Here is a 23,802-nt window from a genome sequence, read left to right as displayed (position 1 = left end):
GGCCTCCTTTAACGCGACAATCCTAGAGCTTTGCGGAAAGTTCCTTGATGTCGTGATTCAGGATCTGGTCGTTTTCCGTATAATCGACAGGGCAGTCGATCAGATGGACGCCAGGCGTGTCGCGGCAATGGGCAAGCAGTTCCTTCAGGTGCTCCGAGCTTTCGACCCGGTGCCCTTTTGCGCCATAACTTTCCGCATACTGGACAAAGTCCGGGTTGCCGTAAGTCAGCCCAAAATCCTTGAAACCCATATTCGCCTGTTTCCAACGGATCATACCGTATGCATCATCGCGCAGGATCAGAACGGTCATGTTGAGGCCAAGCCTGACCGCGGTTTCCATCTCCTGACTGTTCATCATGAACCCGCCGTCGCCGCATATCGCCATGACTTTGCGGTCGGGATACAGCATCGCGCTCATCATGGCTGATGGCAGGCCTGCACCCATCGTCGCGAGGGCATTATCGAGCAGCACCGTGTTGGGAAGATACGCGGTATAGTTGCGCGCAAACCAGATTTTGTAGACCCCGTTGTCGAGGCAGATGATGCCGTCTTCCGGCATCGCCTCGCGGATTTCCTGCACCAGATGAGGCGGGAATATCGGGAAGCGTGTATCATCCGCCAGCGGTGCCGTGTGCGCTTCTTCCGCCTTGCGGTAATCAAGCATTTTGGCAAAATCCCATTTGCCCTGCGGTACGATATCTTCCTTGATCTGCCAGATCGCGTTCGCGATGTCCCCAATCACCTCGATCTGGGGAAAATACACCGGATCGACTTCTGCGGTGTTCATCGAAACATGGATCACCGTGGCTCCGCCTTGCTGCATGAAGAATGGCGGTTTCTCGATCACATCGTGCCCGACATTGACGATACAATCGGCATCCTCGATTGCGCGGTGGCAGAAATCCCCTGCCGAAAGTGCTGCACAGCCGAGGAACAGCGGATGCCGTTCGTCGACCACGCCCTTGCCCATCTGGGTTGAGACAAACGGGATGCCCGTTTTTTCGATCAATTGGCGCAGCATCCGGCCGGTCATCTTGCGGTTTGCACCGGCACCGATGATCAGAATGGGGGCCTTAGCTTTTTCCAGTGCTTCCACCGCGAGGCGCACCGCCTTGTGCTCGGCCGACGGACGCCGTGCGACAGAGGATTTCAGCGGCTGCGCGGATGTGTGTTCTTCCGCGATGTCTTCCGGGAATTCCAGATGGGTCGCACCGGGCTTTTCCTCTTCGGAAAGGCGGAATGCCTCGCGCACGCGGCTGGGAATGTTGTCCCCAGCGGCCAGTTGATGCGCGTATTTCGTTATCGGTCCCATCATGTCGACCACGTCGAGAATCTGGAAACGGCCCTGCTTGGACTTCTTGATCGGTTTCTGACCCGTAATCATCAGCATCGGCATTCCGCCAAGCTGGGCATAAGCCGCAGCGGTCACGAAGTTGGTCGCACCCGGTCCAAGTGTCGCCAGGCAGACACCGGTTTTCCCTGTGTGCCGGCCATATGTCGCCGCCATGAAGCCAGCACCCTGTTCGTGCCGCGTCAGGACCAGCTGGATGGTCTTTGAATATGAAAGCGATTCCAGAAAATCGAGGTTTTCTTCCCCCGGCACGCCGAAGATGTATTCAACGCCCTCTTCTTCCAGGCATTCGATGAAAAGATCAGAAGCTTTCTTCGTGTCGGTCATGGTCGTCCCCCCTGACGATGCCCGGGTGGGCACCGTGTGATGAATTGCGCGACCATTGGCATCCCCGATCCGTGCCGGAGCAGCCTGACTTAAGCTTTACTATCCAACCCGCGGCAGCCTGTCACTGCCTTGCCCACTGTGTCAGTAACCGAGAACCGGATCGAACACGGGATGTATCTCACCGCCTGCAACGTAGGCTTGGAGATTCTGGACAAAGCGTTCGGCAGATCGCCGGAACATGGAATTCTGCGCGCGTCCGGAAAGGTGCATCGTGATATGGGCATTCTCAAGTCCCCATAGCGGATGGTCCGACGGCAGCGGTTCCGGCGTGGTTACGTCGAGCATTGCCGATGCGATTGATTTCTTCTGCAGCGCGTTGATGAGCGCCGGCTGGTCCACCACTGTGCCCCGGGCGACATTTACCAGGACTGCAGTTTCCTTCATCGCCGCAAATTCTTCCGCACCGATCATGCCCTCGGTTTCCCTCGTTGCGGGAACAGCCAGGATCACCCAGTCGAATTCGCCCAGCTTGTCGCGCCATTCATCGGGCCCAAGCGCACCATCGCCGCCCGACCGGCGCACCGGCACAACCTCCACACCGAACCCTTCGAGCCTCGGCTTCACTTGTTTGCCAATGCCGCCAAAGCCCAGCAGCAGCGCGCGTGTCCCGGCCAGCTCGATCTTGCCCGGCGCGTCCATCAGCCATTCGTGACGATCCTGCGCACGAACGATGGTGCGATAATCCTTGGCGATGTTCAGCATCCCCATCACGACATATTCGGCAATCGCGATCGCATTGATGCCGATGCCGTTGGTGATCTTCGTTCCGCGTTCGTGCAGCAGGTCGAGCGGCAGAAAATCGAGCCCGGCGTAAATTGAATTGAGCCATTTCAAATTTTTCGCCAGCTTGACGGCTTCGATCATGGGCTTCTGGTCTTCCAGATCGAACCAGCCGATTTCCGCCTTCGGTGCCAGCTCGTGCATTTCCGCGACCGACGTGTAAAAGTGGGCTTCCACACTGTCTGGAAGGTGCGGCTCTACCATGGGGCGGATCAGGCTGCTGAGAACGGCAATAGTCATACTGGGGAAGCCTCCAATGCTTGCGGCACACCGGAGCAGCGGCAGGGCGTCCGCGTCAAGTAAGAAGCGAGATCCAGCGTGAGTACGGAAAGCTCTCTGTTCACGAAATTCGGCACAATCGACGGGTTTCTCGGCCCAAAAATGTCAGCTCGATTTCTCGAATTTGCCCTGCTGCAAGAAAACAGTTTTGCGCCGACCCGGGTAACTACATCCAGCGAGGAAAGCTCCAGTGACCGATCAGTGCGGCGCAGCTGGCACTATCCCGGCGACCTAGGCGAGATTGGCCGCGAATTTCGCGCCGCCATATCGGACAATCTGGAAAAATGTTTCAGCCTGGCCGGGCTGATGCCAATAGCGGACCCGATCATAGAATGTGACATGGCCGCGCACCGCGACGGGTGTTTCTTTACCCGGCATATCGACACCTTCACCGACGAAACACGCAAGTTTTCGGATACCGACCGCCTGCTGAGCGCGGTCTATTATTTTTACCGGCAACCGTCGGGATTTTCCGGCGGCGAATTGGCAATTGCACCGATCAGGGGCGATGCAGCGCCGCAATTGACCGCCCCGCTGCATGACCGATTGGTGGTCTTCCCGTCTTTCACGCCCCATGCGGTTTTGCCGGTATCTATCCCGGGCGACGCCTTTTCCAACGCGCGTTTTTCGGTCAATTGCTGGATCAGACGCGCGCGTACGCGCTAGTTTGACCGAACGGCTTCAACCCAGCTTCCATTCCCAGCCAATCGGATCGCCGTCCATCAGCTCCACGCCCTTGGCCGCCATTTCATCGCGGATGGCGTCGGATGTGGCGAAATCCTTGTCCGCCCGGGCGGTCTTGCGCCGCTCGATTGCCGCTTCGATTTCGGCTTCGCTTAGCAAAGCATTTTTGGGCCGAATACGAAGGTCTGCACGATTTAGACCGAATAGATTGAGGCCCAAAATTTCATCGCATTCACGAAGAGCAGTGAGTCGGTCTGATGCATAGCCTTTTGAGGCAGCGATTGATTCAGCGATTACTAAAACACGTGCAGTGTTCAAATCATCTGAGATGGCCTCGTCAATTTGGTGGACACTCATGTCGGCTTGGCCAGCGGGTTCCGCCTCAATCCTGGCATTTAGCCGCTCGATGCCTATCAGCATCCGCTTCAGGCGGGTGAGCGCGGCGCCCAGCCCTTCCCATGAAAATTCCAGTTCGCTGCGGTAATGCGCCTGCAGGCACATCATGCGGTAAGCGAGCGGGTGATACCCCTTGTCGATCAGCAATTGCAGACGCAGGAATTCGCCTGAGGACTTAGACATCTTGCCCGATCGTTCGACCAGGAAATTGTTGTGCATCCAGATGCGTGCGCCGCTGTTTTCGGCGTTATCGAGGCCGTTGGTGCAGCAATATGCCTGATTTTGCGCGATTTCATTGGGGTGGTGAATCTCGCGGTGGTCGATCCCGCCGGTGTGGATGTCGAACGGAAATCCGAGCAGGTTTTCGCCCATGACCGAACATTCGAGATGCCAGCCGGGCGCGCCGCGGCCCCATGGGCTGTCCCATTCCATCTGCCGCGTTTCCCCTTCCGGGGTCTTGCGCCAGATCGCGAAGTCGGCGGCGTTGCGCTTGCCTTCGACCGTGTCGATGCGGCCTTCCCCGTCTTCGGTCACTGCGCGTGCCAACCGCCCGTAATCATCGACCGTCGAGACGTCGAAATACAGCCCGCTATCGAGCTCGTAACAGTGTTTGTCTGCGATCCGCTTGCCCCAGGCAATCATCGCCTCGACGAACTCTGTCGCGCGCGGGTGCTGCTTTGGCTGGACGTTCAGGCGGGCAAGGTCACGCTCGAAATCTTCCTGGTAGAATGCTGCGATATCCCAGGCTGACTTGCCTTCGCGGGCCGCCATCCGTTCCATCTTGTCCTCGCCCTCGTCCGCGTCAGAGGTGAGGTGACCGACATCGGTGATGTTGATGACGTGGGTGAGCCTGTACCCCTTCCATTGCAGCGTCCGGCCCAGCGTATCTGCGAACACATAGGCGCGCATATTGCCGATGTGCTGGTAATTGTAGACCGTGGGTCCGCAGCTATAAACACGCGCCTCGCCCGGATGGACGGGTTCGAATGTTTCGAGGCTGCGGGTCAGGCTGTTGAACAGTTTCAGCGGGGCGTCTTTCATGGCCGGTGCCATGCACACGGCGGGCCGACCGGGTCAAGCCACCACTTGTCCCGCCATTCTATTCAGCCGCGCACTGCTCCGCATCGCCTTGCTCGCACTCTTCCGCCTCGATGAACCAGAAATCCTCGTTGCCCGCACCGGTTACCGGCTCATCCAGCAGCGGATCAGGCGAACGTTCAGGATCCGTCCTGAATTCCACTACCATCGACACGATGGTGTCGCCCGCTGGGCTGTCGGGTTCGATCTGGTCTTCGATCAGTTCGCGGATCGGGCTGTCGTTCGGATCATCAAATTCGGGATCGACGATGATGTTTACGCAGGTCGAAGGATCGGCGATCAGGCAGCCGTTGATCGTGGATTGCGCAGCGGGGTCGACATCGGTCAAATCAACCAACGCCAGGGCTTCGACACCGGTTTCGCCTGCGACGATGCCATTGATCACGATATCGACCGGATCGGTGCTACTGTTCCCCACCACGATAACGCTGTCCGCAACGAAACCACGCCTGTCATCAAACGCAGTTCCGGCACCGGTGTTCTGGATCAGCAAGCTTTCGCCCACTTCGAACAGGATTGTACCTGCCTGGAAGAACCCATCGGGCCGCACCAAACCGTCATTCTGGCCAAGCCGTTCGTCGACTTCCGGCAATGAGAGGCCGGAGATATCCGAACGCGCGCTATCGCTGATGGCTTCGACCGATGTGGCGATCAGCGAGACTGTGCCGCCGAACAATCCGTCCGTATCGGTGATGCCGATATTACCGGCCTCGTAATCCACCGTAATCAGGTTGAGGGCATCGAGTTCCACGAAGGTTGCAGACGTCGCATCTGTAACCGAGAGGGAGCCTTCCACTGCGATATCACCGGCGATAACCACAAGGCCGCCATCCTGGCCGATATTGGAGCCGCTCAGATCGCTGCCGACGCCTGCGACAACATCAAGATCATCGATGGTCACGAACGAACCGCCCGTGCTGGAACCGACCGCGTTGAGGGTGACGATCCCGCCGCTGAACACGCGGCTGAATTCATCATTGTCCAGTTCGTACACGCCGGTCACACCGCCTGCTCCGCCCAGAACGGCTTCATCCGTAATGGCGGTGAAAGTAATGCCTGTCGTGCGGTCACTCTGGCCAATCGCTGCGTCGCTGCCGACAGCGATATCGGCAGAAATGATATCGACCAGAATTCCGCTGGCAACTGCCTGAATGTCGACCAGCCCGCTTGCATCGATTTGCAGGTTACCGGCAGCAATAACGTCCGCCAGCACAGTCACATCCGGTACTGCCGAGATGACAATGTCACCGCCGCTTGAATTGACCTGCTGCGACACCGTGACCGAACCGCCCGTGCTGACCAGAGAGATGTTTCCGGGTGCGGTCGAACCGCGAACATCAAGATCGCCCGTGGTTTCAATGTCGACAGTGCCGGTATTGGCGTCAGCCTGCACTGCCAGATCATGGGCGGATCGAAGGAATACCTCGCTACCTTGGGCAACCAGCAAATCATCGAGGATTATGTCGGTATCGACAGAGATTGCCCCGTTCACCGATTGCAACGCAGCCGATGCGGCGGAAAGCGTGTTGAGGATGATCGCCTGATCGGCTGAAATTGTGACCGATCCGGCTGCTGAAATACTGCTCCCCGTCACGCCGCCGGAACTGGCAATCATGCTGACGTCGCCGCCAGCGTCGATGGATGTGAAATCGATCGAAGTGCCTGCAAGGAAATCGGCGTTACCTGCGACCGACACCTGATCGAACGCGATGCTCTGACCGGCAGCGGCAGAAAGCGCCCCACCCTGAATGTCGCCAGACGTGAGGCTGATCGAGCCAGCTGCATCAAGCGACAGGCTGCCGCCGACAATCGCCGATCCGGTCAAGGCAATCGAGCCGGTTTCGGCAGTCATGCTGCTTGCCCCGCCGCCTGCACTGGTCGTGACCCCGGTGATATTGCCATCACCGCGCACGGTGTTGCCTGTAATCCGGGCGAGCAGGTCGATCGTGCCGCCGGCTGTCAGAGATACGTAGTCGATCTGACTGCCAGCCACATCGATCAGGCCGCCGGCGCTCGAATTGCCCAGATCGACGATATTGTCGACATTGATGATGATATCGCCGCCGGTGATTATCGAATTGAGGCCGGTGGTAATGTCCCCGCCGCCAGTCGCGATGAAATCTGCGCCGGCTTCCGCATGGTCAGCGAAGATGTTTCCGTCTGCATCCAGGAAGATAGAGCCGTCGGCAATCATATTGGCGACATCAATATCCCCGGCAGAGGCACCGATGGAAATCGTTCCGCCGCTGAGTATCTCGGCAATCACGGCTGACGATCCGATCATTGTAACATCGCCCACGGCATTGATGCCTGTTCCGGCGATTGCCCCGTCAGCGGCCAGATCGATCGCCCCGCCAGCGACAAGCGCGCCAAAGTCGATAGATGAGGCCGAAACCACACTGATATTTCCAGCAGCGCTGACATCACCGAATATGACCGAGCCGCCATCAAGCGAGATATTGATCGCGGAATTGGCGGCGTCCAATTGCGCCAGGCCGCCAGCTGCAAACAGGATATCCGAGCCCGGAACGGTAACTGTTCCCACTACAATGTCGCCGCCTGCAGAAAAGTCGAGATTTCCACTGCCGACCGAAATCGTGCCCACGCGGATACTGCCCGGGACAGCGAAGAAGCCTTCCAGCACCTCGCCGACATCGGCAGCAGAGGTAATCTCGCCGCCAGCGACAAGCGAGGCAGCGTTAACGTCCAGGCCTACGGTAATTCCGATATCGCCGGAACTGGTGAGCGCGGCATTGCCCAGCAGGCTACCGGCTGCATCAATGATGATCTGCGTGCTGGAAATATCGGCATCGAACAAATTCACATTGCCGGAAATGCTGGTCGCACTGAACAGGTTGGCGGCGCTCAGCTGGGTTGCAATGCCGTTCGTGCCCATAACGATGTCGTTCCGGGTCGTGATCAGGATGTCGTTGGCATCGACGCTGCCTTGCTCGATAATCAACTGGATTACGTCGTTATTGCTCTGCTGGCCGATCTCTATGACGTTGTCGGCTTCGATGTTTCCGATGCAGATATTGCCCTGAAGGCAGTTGGCTGAAAGCAGCCCGGCATCATCACTTTGCGTCACCCCGTCCGCTGGCGCGTCGTTGATATCCAGCGCAATCGAACTGGCGATGAAATCGCCGTCCAGCCCGTCAATCGCATTCCCGGTCGCAATGATCGCCGCACCGTTTGCGTTCAGAGTGCCGTCGATCACGATCGACGCCAACGGTGTTGCCGGAATGCTGAGAAGATTGGTCAGACCTCCTGCATCCAGATCAATCGCCCCCACCCCGTTGAATGGATCGGCGGGATCGGGCGCATTAAGGGGGCTGCGCGCACTCGTAAGCGCGGCACCTGTCCCGACGATTATGTCATCTCCGGTCTGTACGAAAATGCGGTCGTTCGCGGCCGTAGACGATCCGGCCTCGAAGATGGTGCTGCCCCCTGACCGGATCGAAACACTGGCATAGGAATCGACGGCGCCAGTAATCCTGACATTGGCAAGATTATCGTATGCCGAACTGCCGAACGGGTTCAGGCCAGCGTCGATCGAAATGCCGCGAAGGTTTGAAATCCCCTGCGGTCCGGCGGCGAGTGCATTGTTTAGCAACACGCTGCCGCCCGACTGGATGGAAATCGCCGCCGCTGCGCGTAAATCGTCCGCAATCAAAGAACCGCCTGAAAGCAGGATGATCTCGATCGCCGAAAGGATCGAACCCTGCTGCGCGTCGATATTGCCTTGCGCGCTGCCAATGAGGCCAAAGCCGCTATCCAGCGAAATTGTTCCAGCCGCGTTGTTGGTGTGGACGACCGTAATATCCTGCGTGGCATTGAGCGTCGTGGCACCACCGACCCGTATTTGCTCCGCACCGTCCAGCTGCAACAGAATATCACCGGCCTGAGCGTCAAGCAGCAGGCTGCCGCCGATATCACTAGCACCAAGCGTAACAGAATCGCCCGTTATGCTCGCATTTCCGCCTGTGATGATGCCGCCAACCATGGGGGTCCCAGCAGCGGCGATGGTAATTGATGTCGCCGCATCGACGACACCGAAACCAGCATCACCGGCTGTTGCAGTTGCATCCACCGCCCCGCCAGAAGTTACATCGCCGACATCAATCGACTGGCTCAGCAGTGTCACATCGCCGCCGCTTTCAATGTCCCCGGCACCGTTGTTCGCACCGATCAGGCCGTTCGAAGCGCTGAGCGAAATCGCATTGGGCGATGAAAGAAGATTAAACAGCAGGTCCGTCGCACTGGTAAGCGCGATATTCCCTGCGGCAACATCGCCGAGCGCAATCGAATTGGCGCCCACGGTTACCGCATTGGTCGCCGTCAAATCACCGCCATTTACGGCACCGCCTGCGTTGAAAATGATGGAGGCGTTGCTGCTTGCGCCGCCGAATGCGATGTCGCCGCCAGCATCGACAGTGAACGCTCCACCTTGTGCATTGAGCGAGCCGAAACCGATGTTTCCGGTTGCATCCAGATCTATCGCGCCGCCAACCGAAATCGCCCCGCTGCCATCGATATTGCCTGCGGTTGCTTCCCATACCAGATCGCCGGTGATTGACCCGGAGTCGAGAGACGCACTCGCCCCGCGGATCGTAAAGCCAGTGCCCGTTACGGCATTGCCGACCTGCGCCAGCCCTGCCGCAGTAACTGCAGTGCTGAAGGCAGAATCTGTATTTCCGACCAGAGCATCACCCGATGCAGCATCAATGGTAACGGACTGAGTATCCGATACCGCCGAAGCGATATCGACCGAGCTTGCATTGATCGTCAGAACGCCATTGGCACTGAAGGAGCCGCCGGTGAGCGCGCCGCCGACAGAAATCGCCCCGGAGCCGGCAGAGGCATCGAAGGAAGCAATTGCGGCATCCCCGCCGACGCTGATCGGCGTGCCCGGGCTGACAAGGTTCGAAAACAGATTGCCAGCCACAAGATTGCCGCCAGCGGTAATGCTGAGGCCGTTACCGGCAGTGGCATCGCCAATGTTCGCATCCGTCCCCGCGGACACAGTTATGTCGGAAGCGTTTGCGGTGCCGTTGACCAGAAGGTTGCCGGTTGTCACCGACCCCGTCGATCTGGCCACAATGCCGAAGGTTGTGCTGGTTAGATCGCCGGAGACGAGATCGCCCATCAACGCATCGAGCAGGATACCGCCATTCTCGATCACAGCGACCGAGCCCACCGCAATGTCGCTCGCAGAAATTGTCACGCCATTGTCTGAGACGATATCACCGCCAGCTATCGACACGGCGTTGATACTGATGCCGCGGCCGGATGTCAGCGCACCGAAACTCGCGGTGCCATTTGCATCAAGGTCGATCGCAATGCCGCGAATATCCCTGCCGATCGCATCCACATTACCAACCGTCAGGTCCGTACCCGCCGAAACGGTAAGAATGCGCGTGACGATATCATCCAGCACGACCGCAGCGCCTGCGGTAAATGTCGTGTCAGCAGCACCGCCGGTATCAATGGCACCGCCCAGAATACTCCCCCCAGCGACGAAATTCATTCCTGCGGAAGAATTGGCAGCGCTAAATGTGATGTCACCCCCAGCATTGGCATTGAATGTGCCGGTCGAGGTGAGCGACTGGAAATTGATATCAACCCCGGCATCGAGGTCGATGATACCGCCCGCCGTGATCGGGGTTGCTGAATTGATAAAAATGGAATCGGTTGCATCGATATCCAGCAATCCGCCGGTCGAAACGCTGCCGGAAATGGTCGCCGAACCTGCGGTTGCATCGAGCCGCAGATTGCGCCCTGTCGCAACATCGCCAACCGTTACCGAAGTACCGCGGATCAGCGAATCCAGTGTGGGCTGGACCAGGTCGATATCCGCCAATCCAGCGGAGAAGACATTGAAGCTCAAGCGTGACGAGATGCTGCCAATCAACGCATCGCCGGATGTCGTTGTGACCGTGCCCGAGTTGTTCGTATCGACCGAAGCCAGATCGACCGAGGCGGCATCCAGCGTGGTCAGGCTGTTGCCGAAGAAATTACCGCCCGTCAGCGCTCCGCCGACATCCCAGTTCAGAAGCCCGTTGGAACTGACATCGCCCACAATCGCATCGCCGCCCACGGTCACGCCCATGCCGGGGCTGCTCGCCAAGGCGGTTATGTCGCCAGCTGTCAGATCTCCGCCGATATTCCAGGTAAGGCTGGACCGTGAGAATGCCGACGCGATATTCGCATCGCCGCCGGTGGTGACCCCTGTGCCGCTGCCTATAAGTGCACCGGTTGTCGCAGAACCTGTCGCACTGATAGTGACGCCGAAGCTGTCGGACGTCACATCGCCCACGATCACGTCACCCGCGAGACCGCGCACGAAAACGAAACCGCTCAGCGAGCGGACAGTGCCGACATTTACGCTGTCGCCGATTACGTCGACCTGATCATCGCCCAGGACATCGCCGCCATTGATCGCGGTGCCGGTGATATCGAGCAGGGACGCGGAATTGGCCGAAACGAAATCAACCGTTCCGCCTGCCTGGAGGTTCAGGCTGGCCACCCCGCCAGTCGTCGAAACATTGCCGACATCGACATTCGTACCTGCGCGCACTTGCAAGCCAAATCCGCTGGCCGACGCATCACCCAATGTAATGCTGCCCGGCGTGTCGAATGTAGTCAGCGCGCCGCCGCTTACATCACCGCCAACGATATCGCCGCCCGCATTGACATCAATCGAGCCGGTGCCGGTCAGGCTGCCGAATGCAATGCCGCCGGTTGCGTCGATATTGACGATCGCCCCGCCGCTGATGGCACCGGTACCGGTGATGTCGCCTGCCGTCGCATCGATGGTCAGGAACTGCTGAATGTCGGCATTGTCGAGGTTGATCGACGTTCCACGGAAGATACCATCGAAGGCGTTGGTGTTGGCCGCCGTTCCGACGGACAGAGTCCCGCCTGCGATAACCTGAATGCTGTCAGCTGCGTCGATTACTGCAACGCTGATATTCCCGCCCGCATTGATGAAAACGCCATCATCGACCGACTGCGCGGTTCCGCTAAGCGTGATATCCGTGCCTGCGGTAAGCACCGTTCGATCGAAGAATGCGCTGCCGACCGGAGCGTCGTTGATCGCAGAAACGCCGCTGATCGATCCGCCTGCATTAACGGTCAGATTACCATCCGAATTGATGACTGTACCAAATGCGACATCGCCGCCCGCATCGGCGGTAAATCCGGTCGCGGCATCCGCATCCAGAACCGAAATCGCCTGAGTTGCATCCAGATCGATAAAACCGGTCGCAACCATATCGGCGAGGCCGGTGATATCGCCATTCGTAGCGTTCAGGATGATATTGGTTCCGGCAAGAACATCAGAGAAAGTGATGCTTTGTGCGGTGATCGAAACAAGTCCCGACCCGTTGATGATCGATCCGGACTGGAAATCGAAGTTGCCACCAGCCGAAGCGATGAAAGCGCCAGCGCTGTCTATTGATGTTACGGTCAGCGGATTGTTCGTATGGGTGAGCAGGATATCCCCGCCGGCACTGAGCGTGGTCGAACCGCCGACCAGCATTTGTCCATCGCCGTCGAAATTGAAGATAATGTCACCAGCGACATCGGCGTCTAAATCGCCCAGCACCGTAATAGGTCCTGAACTGCTTTCGATGGTCAGCGACGGCGTGCCCGGCGCTGCCGCCGTTCCTGTTGCAATCGCGGTCAGCGAACCCATCGTGATAAGGCCGGCCGGGTCCGCCGAACCATCGGTGATCGTAATCTGTCCGCCTGCCGTTGCTCCGGTGAGCAGGCCCGCACCGCCAATTGCAGTCGCGTCCAGCAGCACATTACCGAGCGTGATGATGCCCGGGCTACCGTCGAAAGTCTCGATCGTCGGCGTGCCTCCCACACCGCCCCCGCCAAGACCCTGCGGGCCCAGCGTCGCATTGCCATCATCGCCGCCGAAACCACCGTTTCCGCCGATCCCCAGTGCGGTCAATTCAACATCGCCTGCAGAGATCGTCCCGCCAACCGATCTGAGCACCGGCGAGCCGCCCGTACCGATCCCGCCGTCTCCGCCCGACCCTTGCGTGCCGCCATTGGTCAGATCCAGATTACCGCCAGTTCCCCCGGCACCGCCCGTGCCGTTTGCCCGCAAGCCGAACGGGTCCGTCGATGGTTGGATCAACGAAACAGAGCTACCGCTTCCGGCGATAATCGCGACTTCACCGCCGGTCGCGCCGCCGCCAATTCCGCCATTACCCGCTGTGAAGCCGAGGAAATTGTCGCCGCCCGATCCGCCAGCACCGCCGGTCGCATCGGCGCCGATCAGGACAATGAAGGGATCAAATTCGAAGCTCGCACCAGCGCCTGACACTGCGAAACGCGCAGCACCGCCGAAAGCGAGGCCGCCCGTCCCACCCGTGCCGCCGACAGAGGACGTATCGCCATTTCCGCCCCGGCCACCGGTGCCGCCAAATGCTGCGGCGTTCAGGTTTAGCGAGATCAGCGACGGCAACATCGCCCCGCTACCGGCAGCAGAGAAATCAATTGTCCCGCCGCGCCCGGTTCCGCCAGTGCCGCCATTCGCGCCGAACCCGCCAGCGCCGCCCGCACCGCCTTGCCCTTCAGCGTCAATGAAAACGGAACCCACCGATGGGTCATTTGCAAGGTTGATGGAAACAGCGCCGCCGATCCCTGCCCCGCCCTGTCCGCCGATACCGCCAAAGGGGTTGTCTGCCCCGCTTCCGCCGAAGCCATTGGCTGAGATATCCAGATTTCCAAGGATGAAGGTGGAAGCTGCGTCAGCGGATACGTTCACCAGACCGCCCGTTGCAGCGCCGCCGTCGCTCCCGTTACCGCCAGTATCCCCGACAGAGGCACCGCCATCTGCGCCGGCATCGATCACCAGATCGGACAGCGAGAGTGATCCGCCCGTCACTGAAACCGTGACAAGGCCGCCTTCCGCATCACCATTGGAGTTTTCGCCTGCGCCGCCGCGGCCAGTCACATCTGCCACCAGGCTTGTGCCAGCGAAGCTCGCACCGCTGCCGACTTGCACAATCACGTCACCGCCAAATGCCGATCCGGCCACGGAGTCTGCCCGGCTGTCGAGACTGGCCAAAGCCCGCGCTTCGGCGATCAGGCTGCCGCCGATATTGAATACCGAGCCAGTGCCCGCGGTGTTAAGCTGTATCAGCCCGCCTGTAGCGTTCCCGTTTAGACCGGGCGCTGCCCGTCCCGCTGAACCAGCAAGCCCGCCATCTCCGCCGCTGCCGCCACTCGCAATAGTACCGAGCGCCAACGTGCCGGATGCTGATGACAGATCGAGGGTCGAGCCGCCCAGCACATCGATCAATATCTGACCGCCGGTCGCGTTGCCTGCATCACCGCCGACGCCGCCCACTGTAAAGGACGCATCGCCGCCTGCCCCGCCATTGCCAGCCCTGGCATTTGCGGCGATCTCGTCATCGAAAACCAGATTGGCAGAAGCCCCGTCAGTCACCTGGATGGATACGGTTCCGCCGATGCCATCACCGCCAACTCCGCCTATGCCGCCGGTTCCGAAATCAAGTGTGTTGGGCCCGCCGACACCGCCCGTGCCGCCGAAACCGCTCGCGCTCATAGTGTTTACGCCGAAGGTGCTGAAATCACCCGCAGCGCCGCTGATATTGATCGACGATGTGCCCGCGGTACCGCTGCCGCCGGCTGCACCTGTTCCCTGAAACAGAATGGATGATCCGCCGGTCCCGCCAACGGCGAGAGTATCGATAAAGAACGAATTCACCCGGACGGAAACATCGTTCACATTGATCGACGCATTCCCGCCAAAGGCATCGCCGCCAACGCCCGCGATATCTCCATTGCCCCCTGTGCCGCCAAGCGACCGGGCAATCGCGACGTAATTTTGCAAATTATCGAGCGCTCGATTGAGATTGATCGAGGCATCTCCTGCAACGGCATCGCCGCCGGCACCGCCGATTGACGACACGCCGTCGCCGGTCTGCGCATTCCCGCCGTTTCCGCCGAAAGCCTCTGCTGCGACGAACAGATTGTTGAAACTGAGCGTTCCGGCGATGTCGTTGAATGTAGCTGTGCCGCCAATTGCATCCCCGCCCGAACCTGCATCATTGGCCGGATCGAAACCCGCAGTCAGAGTAAAGAAGAAGACATCCGACGATCCGCCATTGCCGCCATACGCAGTCGCATCGACCGTGATGATATCGGCAGTGACCACCGCATCACCATCCAGATTGAAGATCGCTGTGCCGCCAATGCCAAGGCCGCCAGCGCCGCCATCTGTGCCGGAGCCTGAGCCGCCATTGCCGCGAATTTCCAGCGTATTGCCGGTCGCGGTCACCGTTAGCGTATCGGTTACATTCAGTGTGCCTCCAATCGCGTTGAAGGTGGCCGTGCCGCCGATCCCGTTGCCACCGGCGCCGCCATTCGTACTGCCGCTGGTTCCCGCTGCGCCTTCGCTGCCGATGCCGTTTGCATTGACTGTGAAGTTCAGAACGGTCGCCGACCCTGCGGTCAGATTGAAGGTCATATCGCCGCCGATACCGTCACCGCCATCACCTGCGGAAGGCAGGCCGGTCGCATGTGCGATTTCCACTGGTGTGATCAGATCGCCGCGCCCCGAAGCAGAATAGAACGCGTCTGAACCGGTGAAGCCAAGATAGTCGGCGGGTGCCGCACTTTCATCCAGTTGGCGCAAACCGTTTCCGCCGATACCCGCATTGATCAGGTCGATCGCGGATAGGGTAAGGTCCCCTCCGCCAATGTTCAGTTCGAGCTTGCCGCCCGCGCCCATGCCGCCTTTACCATCGACGCCCGCAGCACTGGCATCAATGATCAGCGCATCACCGGCAATTTCGGCATCCCCTGATTGGTGCAGGGTGAAGCTGCCGCCCTGATAATCGCGGCCCGCACCGGTCTGCCCCAAGGCAGAGCCGTTGGCCGAAGCCTTGCTATCCACCACCATGGTAGAGAACCTGAGTGCAGCGTCCTGTATGGAAACCGTCACACCGCCCGCCCCGGTTACACCGGTTTCCGAACCCGCCGCAGCCGAGGTGCCAATCGCGATGTTGCCGCCTACGAGCAAGCCGCCAGATAGCCCGGTGCCCGATGCAGAAATCTGCACTTCTTCGCCGGACGCAGCACCGACCGCGCCCGATGTACTTGCATCAACCGTCAGATCACCGCCGACTGCCAAAGTAGAGCCCGCGCCGGTAACGGATATATCGACCGTGCCGCGCGCAATCGGGCCATTGCCGGAAACGCTGGTATCGAGCGAGAGATTGCCGCCGACATTCAGATCACCATTGGAAAACACATCAATCGTGCCGCCAGACTTCCCTTCGACGCCTGCCTTCAGCAAAACATCACCGTTTGCCGAAGCTGACTGGCCTGAGCTGGCACCAAAGCGGATCGACTGACCAGCCGTGGCGCTCACATTACCCGACAGGTCGGCGTCGATAACGTTGATGGAATCGCTATCCCCAGCGGAAAGCACTATTCGCCCGTTCGCATCAACCGATGCAGCGCTTGCCGCCTGATAGCCGACGCTGCCGCCCACCAGCATGGTCATTGCCGAATTTTTCGAGATTCCGGCCATAGTGATACCGCGCGGCGCGCCGCTGGCATTTGCCGACGGGCCCGTGGTCGTACCAGTATGAACGATGCCATTGGCATCTTCGCTGCCCACCAAAACGGCAATATCAAACAGGCCATTATCGATGGTCAACTGTGCCTGTTCAGCGGCGACATAGGCAACCGAACCGCCTGCATCGACGGTGCCGTGCTGTTCGATCCGCGGGGCGACGATAGCAAGCGAACCGGTGGCCGCGATATCAGCGCCCGCTTCGATCACAATCGCGCTGCCAGGCGTTTCCACACCGCTGAACCGCATGCCCCCGCCATTGCCGGAAATCGTGTCGAGCTGGCTGGTGGTCAGGACAAGGCTGCCAACATCAAAGGCGCCTGTCGATCCGACGATGATCCCGCCAGCGCTGTAGAACCAGACATTTCCCCCGGCTGCCCCACCCGCGACCGAGCTGCTGACGCTGCCATCGATCCGGATTGCGCTGTCGAAGCCGGGCGTGAACACTCGGTTGAGAACCGTGTATTGCGACAATTCACTGGTGAAGCCCAGCTTGGCCCCTTCGCCGAGGAAGCTGACTTCACCGCCGGGCGAACCGTTTCCGAACGTTGTCCAGTTGATGATGGCTTCTGCTGCCCTGACGTCGACAATATCCGCCGCGTTTCCAGGCCTGAAGCCGATTTCCGCATCGCTGAAACGCGCATATGCGGAGACATTTATCCCCGCCACACCCGTTCCTGCGGAGCCGACATCGGAAGGAGGCACGGCGGGCGTTGCAGGTGGAAGCACTACCGGTGTCGTGATCCGGATATCTTCCACCATGACCGGCTGCGTATGGCTTTGCACCGCCGCTCTCACGGCTGGCGCAGTCGCTGGCACGAAAGGCGGGTCAAGCGTGGCCCTGCCTGAAATGCGTATGTCGTCCGGGGTGATCAGCCGGACTGGCGCGGCATTGCTCTGAATACTGATCCGGGGCACCTGCGGACCGGACATGATTGGACTGCCGGGACGCATCGGACCCGGCGTTTCCACTGGACGCTCGATCATGACGCTGCGCGGATTGGGCATGGATGGTACGCCGCCGGCAGTCTGCGCTGCGGCTGGTGATGCCAACACCCCGGCAAGCGCGATCGCGATAGAGGTCGCAATTGCCGATCCCGACTTCATGAAGCGCTGCCGTATCGCGCGGTTGCGCTGGCCGCTCGTTCCCGAAAGAGGCGTTTTCACCCGTTGCACCGTCATAGCGTCTTCTCCGCGCTGAACCTGTCAGCGTTTACAACAGCCTGAGCCGCAGAATTAATGGCGATTGGCAAGCTTGATCTGGTCATCGGTTCCACGCCCCCAACTGCACCGAAAGGGTCATGAGCAACCGGACATCGCCCCGCTCAGTCTGGAAAGGTGCGCGCTTCAACGGAACCGCGCCAAAGATATCGAGATAGGCGGTCCGGCCCAAGGTCGTACGCAGGCCGCCGCCGACAGAGGTGATGGTCTGCGGATCGCCCGGCACGTTCTTGGTGCTGACCGACATCAGGTCGAAGAAAGCATAGGGCTGCCACGCGATGCCATCCGGCGTTTCTGGCACCAGCGAACCGTAGGCGATTTCAAACTGCCCGCCGAAACCGGTATCGCCAATTACCGCACCGGGATCGAACCCGCGACCAGCAGTATAATTGCCGCCCGACACTTGCTCGTAACTGAGCAGCGCATCAGGCGAATACTGGAAGCGCGGCTTGAGCGAAAACTTGAGCAATGGTGCCGGCCGATAATCAACCTGCCCCTGCCCCCTGATGACGAACGCGGTTGGGTCACCGTCCAGCTTGGATGGCGGAACCACGCCCGGCTGCGCGCAATTGACGAATGCCGGACCGCAGGGATCGCTTGCCCCGAACAGGTCGAAACCCTGCCTGACTTCGATCGATCCGGCGAGGGCAAAACGCGGTTCGATCGATGAATAACCGCCCGCCCCGCGGACACTCGGTTCATCGACGCTGTTGAAGTCGAGCCGCGCATACATCACCCGCAGCCGGTCTTTGCTGAGCGGCAGTCCGGAAAAGTCGATATCCTGATCGACCAAGTCGAAGCCGACCGTGCCGAAGAAGTTGGACGTCTGCGTCCGCTTGAACGGATAGGTGCCGTAAACCGAAGCGATAAAACTGTCAGATTCGAACAGGTCCGGCCCTGCGATATCGGGTTCCGACCATGCATAGGTTACGTTGCCGCCAACAGTGAAACCTTCGCTGCCAAGGCGAAATTCATGCCCCGCCTGCACTACGATCTGTTCTGATGGTGTTTCTGCCGAATAAACACTTAGCGTGGTTTCATCGCCGGCACCGGTCAGGCCGTTGAAACGTGCGCGCAGCAGCCCGCCGAACCGGCCAACCGCCTTCGAACCGAAATTCTGGATATTTGCATCGGCATAGACAGGGGTGCGGTCGACATTGAAAATCCCGACCACATCGCCCGGCTGCGCGGTTCCATTTGCCGGTGCAGGCTGCATGACCAGCCTGACATCAAGCCCGGGAATATCTCGGGCCAGCAAAAGATAACGCTCAGCCTCAGTGATATTGAACACCGGCTGGGCTGCAATCTTGTCGATGTATTTCTGCAGAAGCTTGCCTGACGGGCCAGCATCGCCGCGCACCTGTACCGCAGTCATCCGGGCCGCAATCACATCAAACCTGACTACGCCGCCGTCAATGGTCTGCACCGGCACCTGCACCGCGGCGAGATACCCCGCTTCGCGCAGCAGAGCCGCCGCCCGGTCGCGAATGTCGCATATGGCCGAGACGGGCATTTCCTGGCCGACGAAACCGGCATAGGCGGGCGTAAGCAAGCCGGGATCAATCGCGCCGAGCCCGGTAAACTGGGCCTCCGAAAGGGTGAAGCGCAGATCGGCAAACTGTTCGTTCGCCAGCGGGCAAGGTGCGCGCTCGATCACGCCGTCCACGGCGACTGCTTGCCCTTCCGTGCGCAGTTCCTGCTCCAGCCGGTCACGCTGGATTTCTTCACGGGTCGTCGGACTCACCACCTGCGCGGCGGCGGTGCCGGACCATGCGCCAATCGCGATGATTGGCAAGGACATGCGGTAGATCTTGCGGCTGAGAGCAATCATCGAAGTTCCATCAGTCTTTCTCGGGGTTTGCTCGGCGCCCCGGGCGCCCTTGGCGGTGTTCATTGCGATCATTGTCCCACCATTGTGTCCGGATCACCGGCAGCCTCGTCTGCCGCAGCCAGCTGATCGGACAGTAGCGGGCGAGCCGCATCGCCGATGATTGCAAAGCCGCCCCAGTAATAGGGGTGCGAAGTGTCAGGACTATCCATCAGAGCGGCTTGCGACTGGCGCAGCGCCTGGCCGATCGAATTGCTGCGACCTGCACGAAACATTTCGCTCATCAGCCTCTCGGTCGCGTCGTAATCGTCGGGTGCGGGCCAGTGGCTCGCCATCACCGCGCGCCCACCGGCACCGATGAAGGAGCGGACAAGACCGTCGAGCGCAGTCCCCCCGCCTGTCGCAACACCAGCTGAGCGCGTCGCCTCGATGCTTGCCTCACCTGCGGTGTCGCAGGCAGAAAGGATGATGATGTCGGCGTCCAGATTGAGCGCGAAGATCTCTTCGAATGAAAGTAGCCCGTCTGAATCGCTCCCACCGAAAGAGGTAAGCAAAGAAGGTTTCGACGGGCATGTCGGACTGGGCGGCGTGACCAGCCCGTGGGTCGCGAAGTGCAACACACGGAAATCGTCGAGATCATCCTTTTCCCTGATCAGGACGTCGGTGAAATCTGCCCCGGTCATCAGTTCGGACTGCCCCTCGCCGACAATTCTTCGAGCCGTCACAAGCTCGGTATCGTCGATCGGCGCGTTCCACACCGCAGCATCCCAGCCGCAATTGTCACTGCCGCCGGCCAGGACGGCACGAATGGCCGGTGACGGATTGTTTCCGATAGCCACATTCTCGCCCATGCCGAGATATTCGCGGCTGGCGGAAGACCGTTCCACCTTTCGCGCGTCGACGAAGGCTTGCGCCGATACGGCGGTGCTGACGCGGCGGTCCCGGGCGAGCCAATTGACCCCCGTGAAATCGAACACGTCACCGTCCGCACGTGCGGAACGCTGGCCATATGCGGCGACCGATGCAGCATCTGTCACAAGGATATCGACGGGCAACCGCAGCATCGCCCCGTCCGGTTCGAATATCAGATGATCGATACCTTCCAGTTCTGCCAAGACAGAGCCGAAAATCTTGCCGTAAAGCTCGTAGGCGAGGCCGACTTCGTAAGGATAGGTCACGTATTGTCCGGCCTCGAAAATCGAAATCGAGCCGCGCAGCATATCGACATAGAAATCCAGATCCTGTTCCGTCAGGTCCAGCTTGCTTGATTTCGCTGTCTGCTTGTCAGCATAAAACAGGAATACGTCTCCGCCGACTATCGCAAGCCGCGCGTAGGCTTCGCCCTCTTCCAGAGTATCGCGGAATTCACTCAGCTCGGTCGAGCGGGGGGATACCACGCGGTATTGCGGGTAATCGCTGAGTGCAGCCTGGGTCAGCAACTGCTGCTGCTCCAGCGCATCAACCTGCTGCGACAGCTCGGCCAGTTCCTGCTCGACAGCCGCATTCCGTTCGGCGCGAAGCAGCGTTTGATACCGGATGCGCGTACGTTCGATATCCCGGTCCAGACTGATCGCCTGCCGGAACAGGCGCGCGCCATCATCTGATTTCGCGCTCAGTTCTCGGGCCAGAATCGCCTGCGTCTCGGCAACACCGGGCCGGACCAGAACCTGCGTCGCTTTGAAGAAATCTTCGGCAGCTGAGGGATCACCCGCCACACGGTGAGCCAGCAGCGTATAGTACGGTGCCAACTGGTTGACGAAACCGGTCACTGCATCCCGTTTGCCCACGGCGCGGTCGATCACGGTCTTGTAGAGATCGAGCGCCTCGCTTTCGCGGCCCCGCCTCAGCAGGAACGAGGCTAGCCGTGCCTGTGCCCCGCTGACCGCGCGGCGTTCGGGATACTGGACCTCCAATATAGCCAGACCGTTGCGCAGATAGGTTTCGGCAGCGCCAAATTCGCCGCGGCTTTCCTCAACTGCGGCCAGCTCTCCCAGAACTTGGGAGCGCAGGCGTGTGATCGATACCACGCGCCCATCACGAACCGCGATTGCTCTGCCGTACGCCGCCAGAAACGATGACCGCGCTTCTTCAGTTTCACCGATCAGGCGTAGCGCGGTTCCGCGCAATTGCAGCGCCTGTGCGTCGATTATTTCGGCACGCTCCTCCGGCGTCAGTTTCAGCTCATCCACGAACCCGAGCAGAGGACCGCCCGACCCGCCCTGATTGATCCGTGCAGACAGTGGCAGGGTTATCGCCAAGCGCCCGTCCATCTGCGCAGCGCCCAATGCACCGCCATCCAGCGCGCGATCCAGTCGGTCGATCGCTTCCGCATGGAAACCTTGGTTAAGCAAATGGATTGCTTCGAAATTGCGCTGCAGGCGGCTGGTGACCGGGTTGGCGGCGGTCTGTTCCTCTGCCTGTGCGAAAAGGCGATTTGCTTCCCCGAATTCGCCAAGATTGCTTTTCTGAAGCGCACGGTTGACCAGGAATTCACCCGGGTTGATTTCTTCTTCGCCGGCCAGCCGCTGTTGCAGCGTCTCAAAATATGCAGACGCCTCTGCATATTCGCCGCCCAGATTGCGCCGGTACCCTTCTGCCAGCGCCTGCTCAGGCTTCAGCGTTTCGGCCTGAACACGAGCGAATGAAAGCGGATCCGCAACCGATGTCGATGCAGCGTCGATCGTGCCCGCTGCAATCCGGTTGTCGAGAATCGATTCCAACGCCAAATGCGATGCGCTGTCATAGGCGGCAAAGCCTTCAGCAATGTAGGTCGTATCGCCGCGAACGAGAGTGATAATCGACCAGTCAAGGCTAGTCCCGCTGACCTTGCACACCGTGCGGCTGCCACCGAATACGCCCGGGTTGGCGGCCGTGGTTTGTGCGGAACAGTCAATTTCCTGCCTTCGCTGGCCAGCAATGGCCTGGACCGGATCGCCGCTGAGTGACCGGAAGGCATAAATCTGGGAAACCGGCTGTGCGCTATCGCGGCAGACAACTGCCCAGGCGCGGTCGAACATCGACCGTTTCGCAGGGTTTTCGACGCTGCGGTCCTGAACCTGGCATAGGATACCGCCGCCATCACCGATCGGGAATGAATCGCGAAGAAGTACCGGCCCGCTCTGCGCATATGCAGGCAGTGCGAACCCCGCCGGGATCAGCGCTGCTGCGTACAAGCTCGCCAGGATTCTGTTATTGCGATTACGCACGTGTCGCCCCCTCCCCAAGGAACTTTGCAGGCAGATCTGATTGATCAGCCATTATAGGCGCGACACCGTTTTTCTGTTCTGTTGGGGGAAGCCTAGCCCAGCCATCGCTTCGGGCCTAGGAAATATGCGTCAGTTTCCGGAATTCATTCGGTAAAATCGGGCCACTCGCCTTTATTGGCGAATGTTCAATCGAAACCGCGCCAGCGCACGGATTCGTCCAGCGCCGCGCGTTTCACAGCGAACTGGTTCACCGGGGCATCCGGGTCTCTGTAGCCGATAGCCATTCCGCAGAAGAAGATATGGTCATCGGGAATGTCCACCACCTCGCGAATTTGCGGGCTGTAAAAGGCCCAGGCTTCCTGCGCGCAGCTATCGAGCCCTTCTTCGCGCAGCAGCAGCATGATCGTCTGCAACCACATTCCGATATCGCTCCATTGCGGCGGGCCCATGTATTGAGGCGTGTGGACCAGCATCAGCACCGGTGCACCGAAGGCACGGAAATTGTTGGCAAACCACATGAGGCGCTTGGCCTTATCCTCGCGCGTAATGCCGAGTGAGGCGTACATATCCTCGCCAGCTCCAAATCGGCGTTCCTCGTAAATCCCGTCGAGGTCTTTGGGATAGAGATCGTATTCGGGCTTCAGCCCCGCGCGCCCTTTGGAAAATTGCGGCGCCACCCGGTCGAACAACGCCTGCATCGGCTCGCCGGTCAGGATGACGGCATTCCACGGCTGGACATTGCCACCCGACGGCGAACGCTGCGCCTTTTCGAGCACGCGGGTGAGGGTGTCGCGATCGACCGACTGATCGGTGAACGCGCGGACGGAGCGGCGGGATTCAATAGCTTTGCTGACCAGCATCATGCGTCTCCAACCATGCTAAGTTTCCTACCTCCTCGTCCCACCATCGCTCGATGGTCTCTCGATGCGGTAACTTTGAATGCCAATTC

The 23,802-nt window shown here is 59.8% G+C and carries 8 protein-coding genes; 1 reads left to right on the top strand and 7 read right to left on the bottom strand.

Annotated features, from left to right (window positions below; all coding sequences use genetic code 11):
- Positions 1-22 precede the first annotated feature (22 nt).
- Positions 23-1,678 carry an acetolactate synthase large subunit gene (locus GRI43_RS01980; protein WP_160729424.1) on the bottom strand — a complete coding sequence of 552 codons (1,656 nt, stop codon included), beginning with the start codon at positions 1,676-1,678 and terminating at the stop codon, positions 23-25.
- A gap of 141 nt (positions 1,679-1,819) precedes the next feature.
- Positions 1,820-2,758, bottom strand: a complete 939-nt coding sequence (locus GRI43_RS01975) for a D-2-hydroxyacid dehydrogenase (protein WP_160729423.1) — start codon at positions 2,756-2,758, stop codon at positions 1,820-1,822.
- 78 nt (positions 2,759-2,836) lie between these two features.
- Here GRI43_RS01975 and GRI43_RS14060 point away from each other — a divergent pair, with 78 nt between their 5' ends.
- Positions 2,837-3,463: a 2OG-Fe(II) oxygenase gene (locus tag GRI43_RS14060; RefSeq protein ID WP_160729422.1), complete on the top strand. Its 627-nt coding sequence runs from the start codon at positions 2,837-2,839 to the stop codon at positions 3,461-3,463.
- A gap of 15 nt (positions 3,464-3,478) precedes the next feature.
- Here the strand turns inward: GRI43_RS14060 and cysS are convergent, their stop codons facing one another.
- From cysS to GRI43_RS01945, 5 genes are all read right to left on the bottom strand, one after another.
- On the bottom strand, positions 3,479-4,918 hold the full coding sequence (cysS, locus tag GRI43_RS01965) for a cysteine--tRNA ligase (protein WP_160729421.1): 1,440 nt from the start codon (positions 4,916-4,918) through the stop codon (positions 3,479-3,481).
- A gap of 58 nt (positions 4,919-4,976) precedes the next feature.
- Positions 4,977-17,780, bottom strand: coding sequence for a hypothetical protein (locus tag GRI43_RS01960; protein ID WP_160729420.1), 12,804 nt, complete (start codon positions 17,778-17,780; stop codon positions 4,977-4,979).
- 82 nt (positions 17,781-17,862) lie between these two features.
- Positions 17,863-19,650 carry a ShlB/FhaC/HecB family hemolysin secretion/activation protein gene (locus GRI43_RS01955; protein WP_235903571.1) on the bottom strand — a complete coding sequence of 596 codons (1,788 nt, stop codon included), beginning with the start codon at positions 19,648-19,650 and terminating at the stop codon, positions 17,863-17,865.
- Positions 19,651-19,718: 68 nt separating this feature from the next.
- On the bottom strand, positions 19,719-22,853 hold the full coding sequence (locus GRI43_RS14055; RefSeq protein WP_160729419.1) for a CHAT domain-containing protein: 3,135 nt from the start codon (positions 22,851-22,853) through the stop codon (positions 19,719-19,721).
- Between the two features lie 185 nt (positions 22,854-23,038).
- A complete protein-coding gene (locus tag GRI43_RS01945; protein WP_338089994.1) occupies positions 23,039-23,716 on the bottom strand; it encodes a nitroreductase in 678 nt (225 codons plus the stop codon).
- Positions 23,717-23,802 lie beyond the last annotated feature (86 nt).

The sequence above is a fragment of the Pontixanthobacter luteolus genome, assembly GCF_009828095.1.
GTDB classification, from domain to species: Bacteria; Pseudomonadota; Alphaproteobacteria; order Sphingomonadales; family Sphingomonadaceae; genus Pontixanthobacter; species Pontixanthobacter luteolus.
The sequence above is the reverse complement of the archived record's forward strand: the minus strand, read 5'-3'. Positions and strand labels throughout refer to the sequence as shown.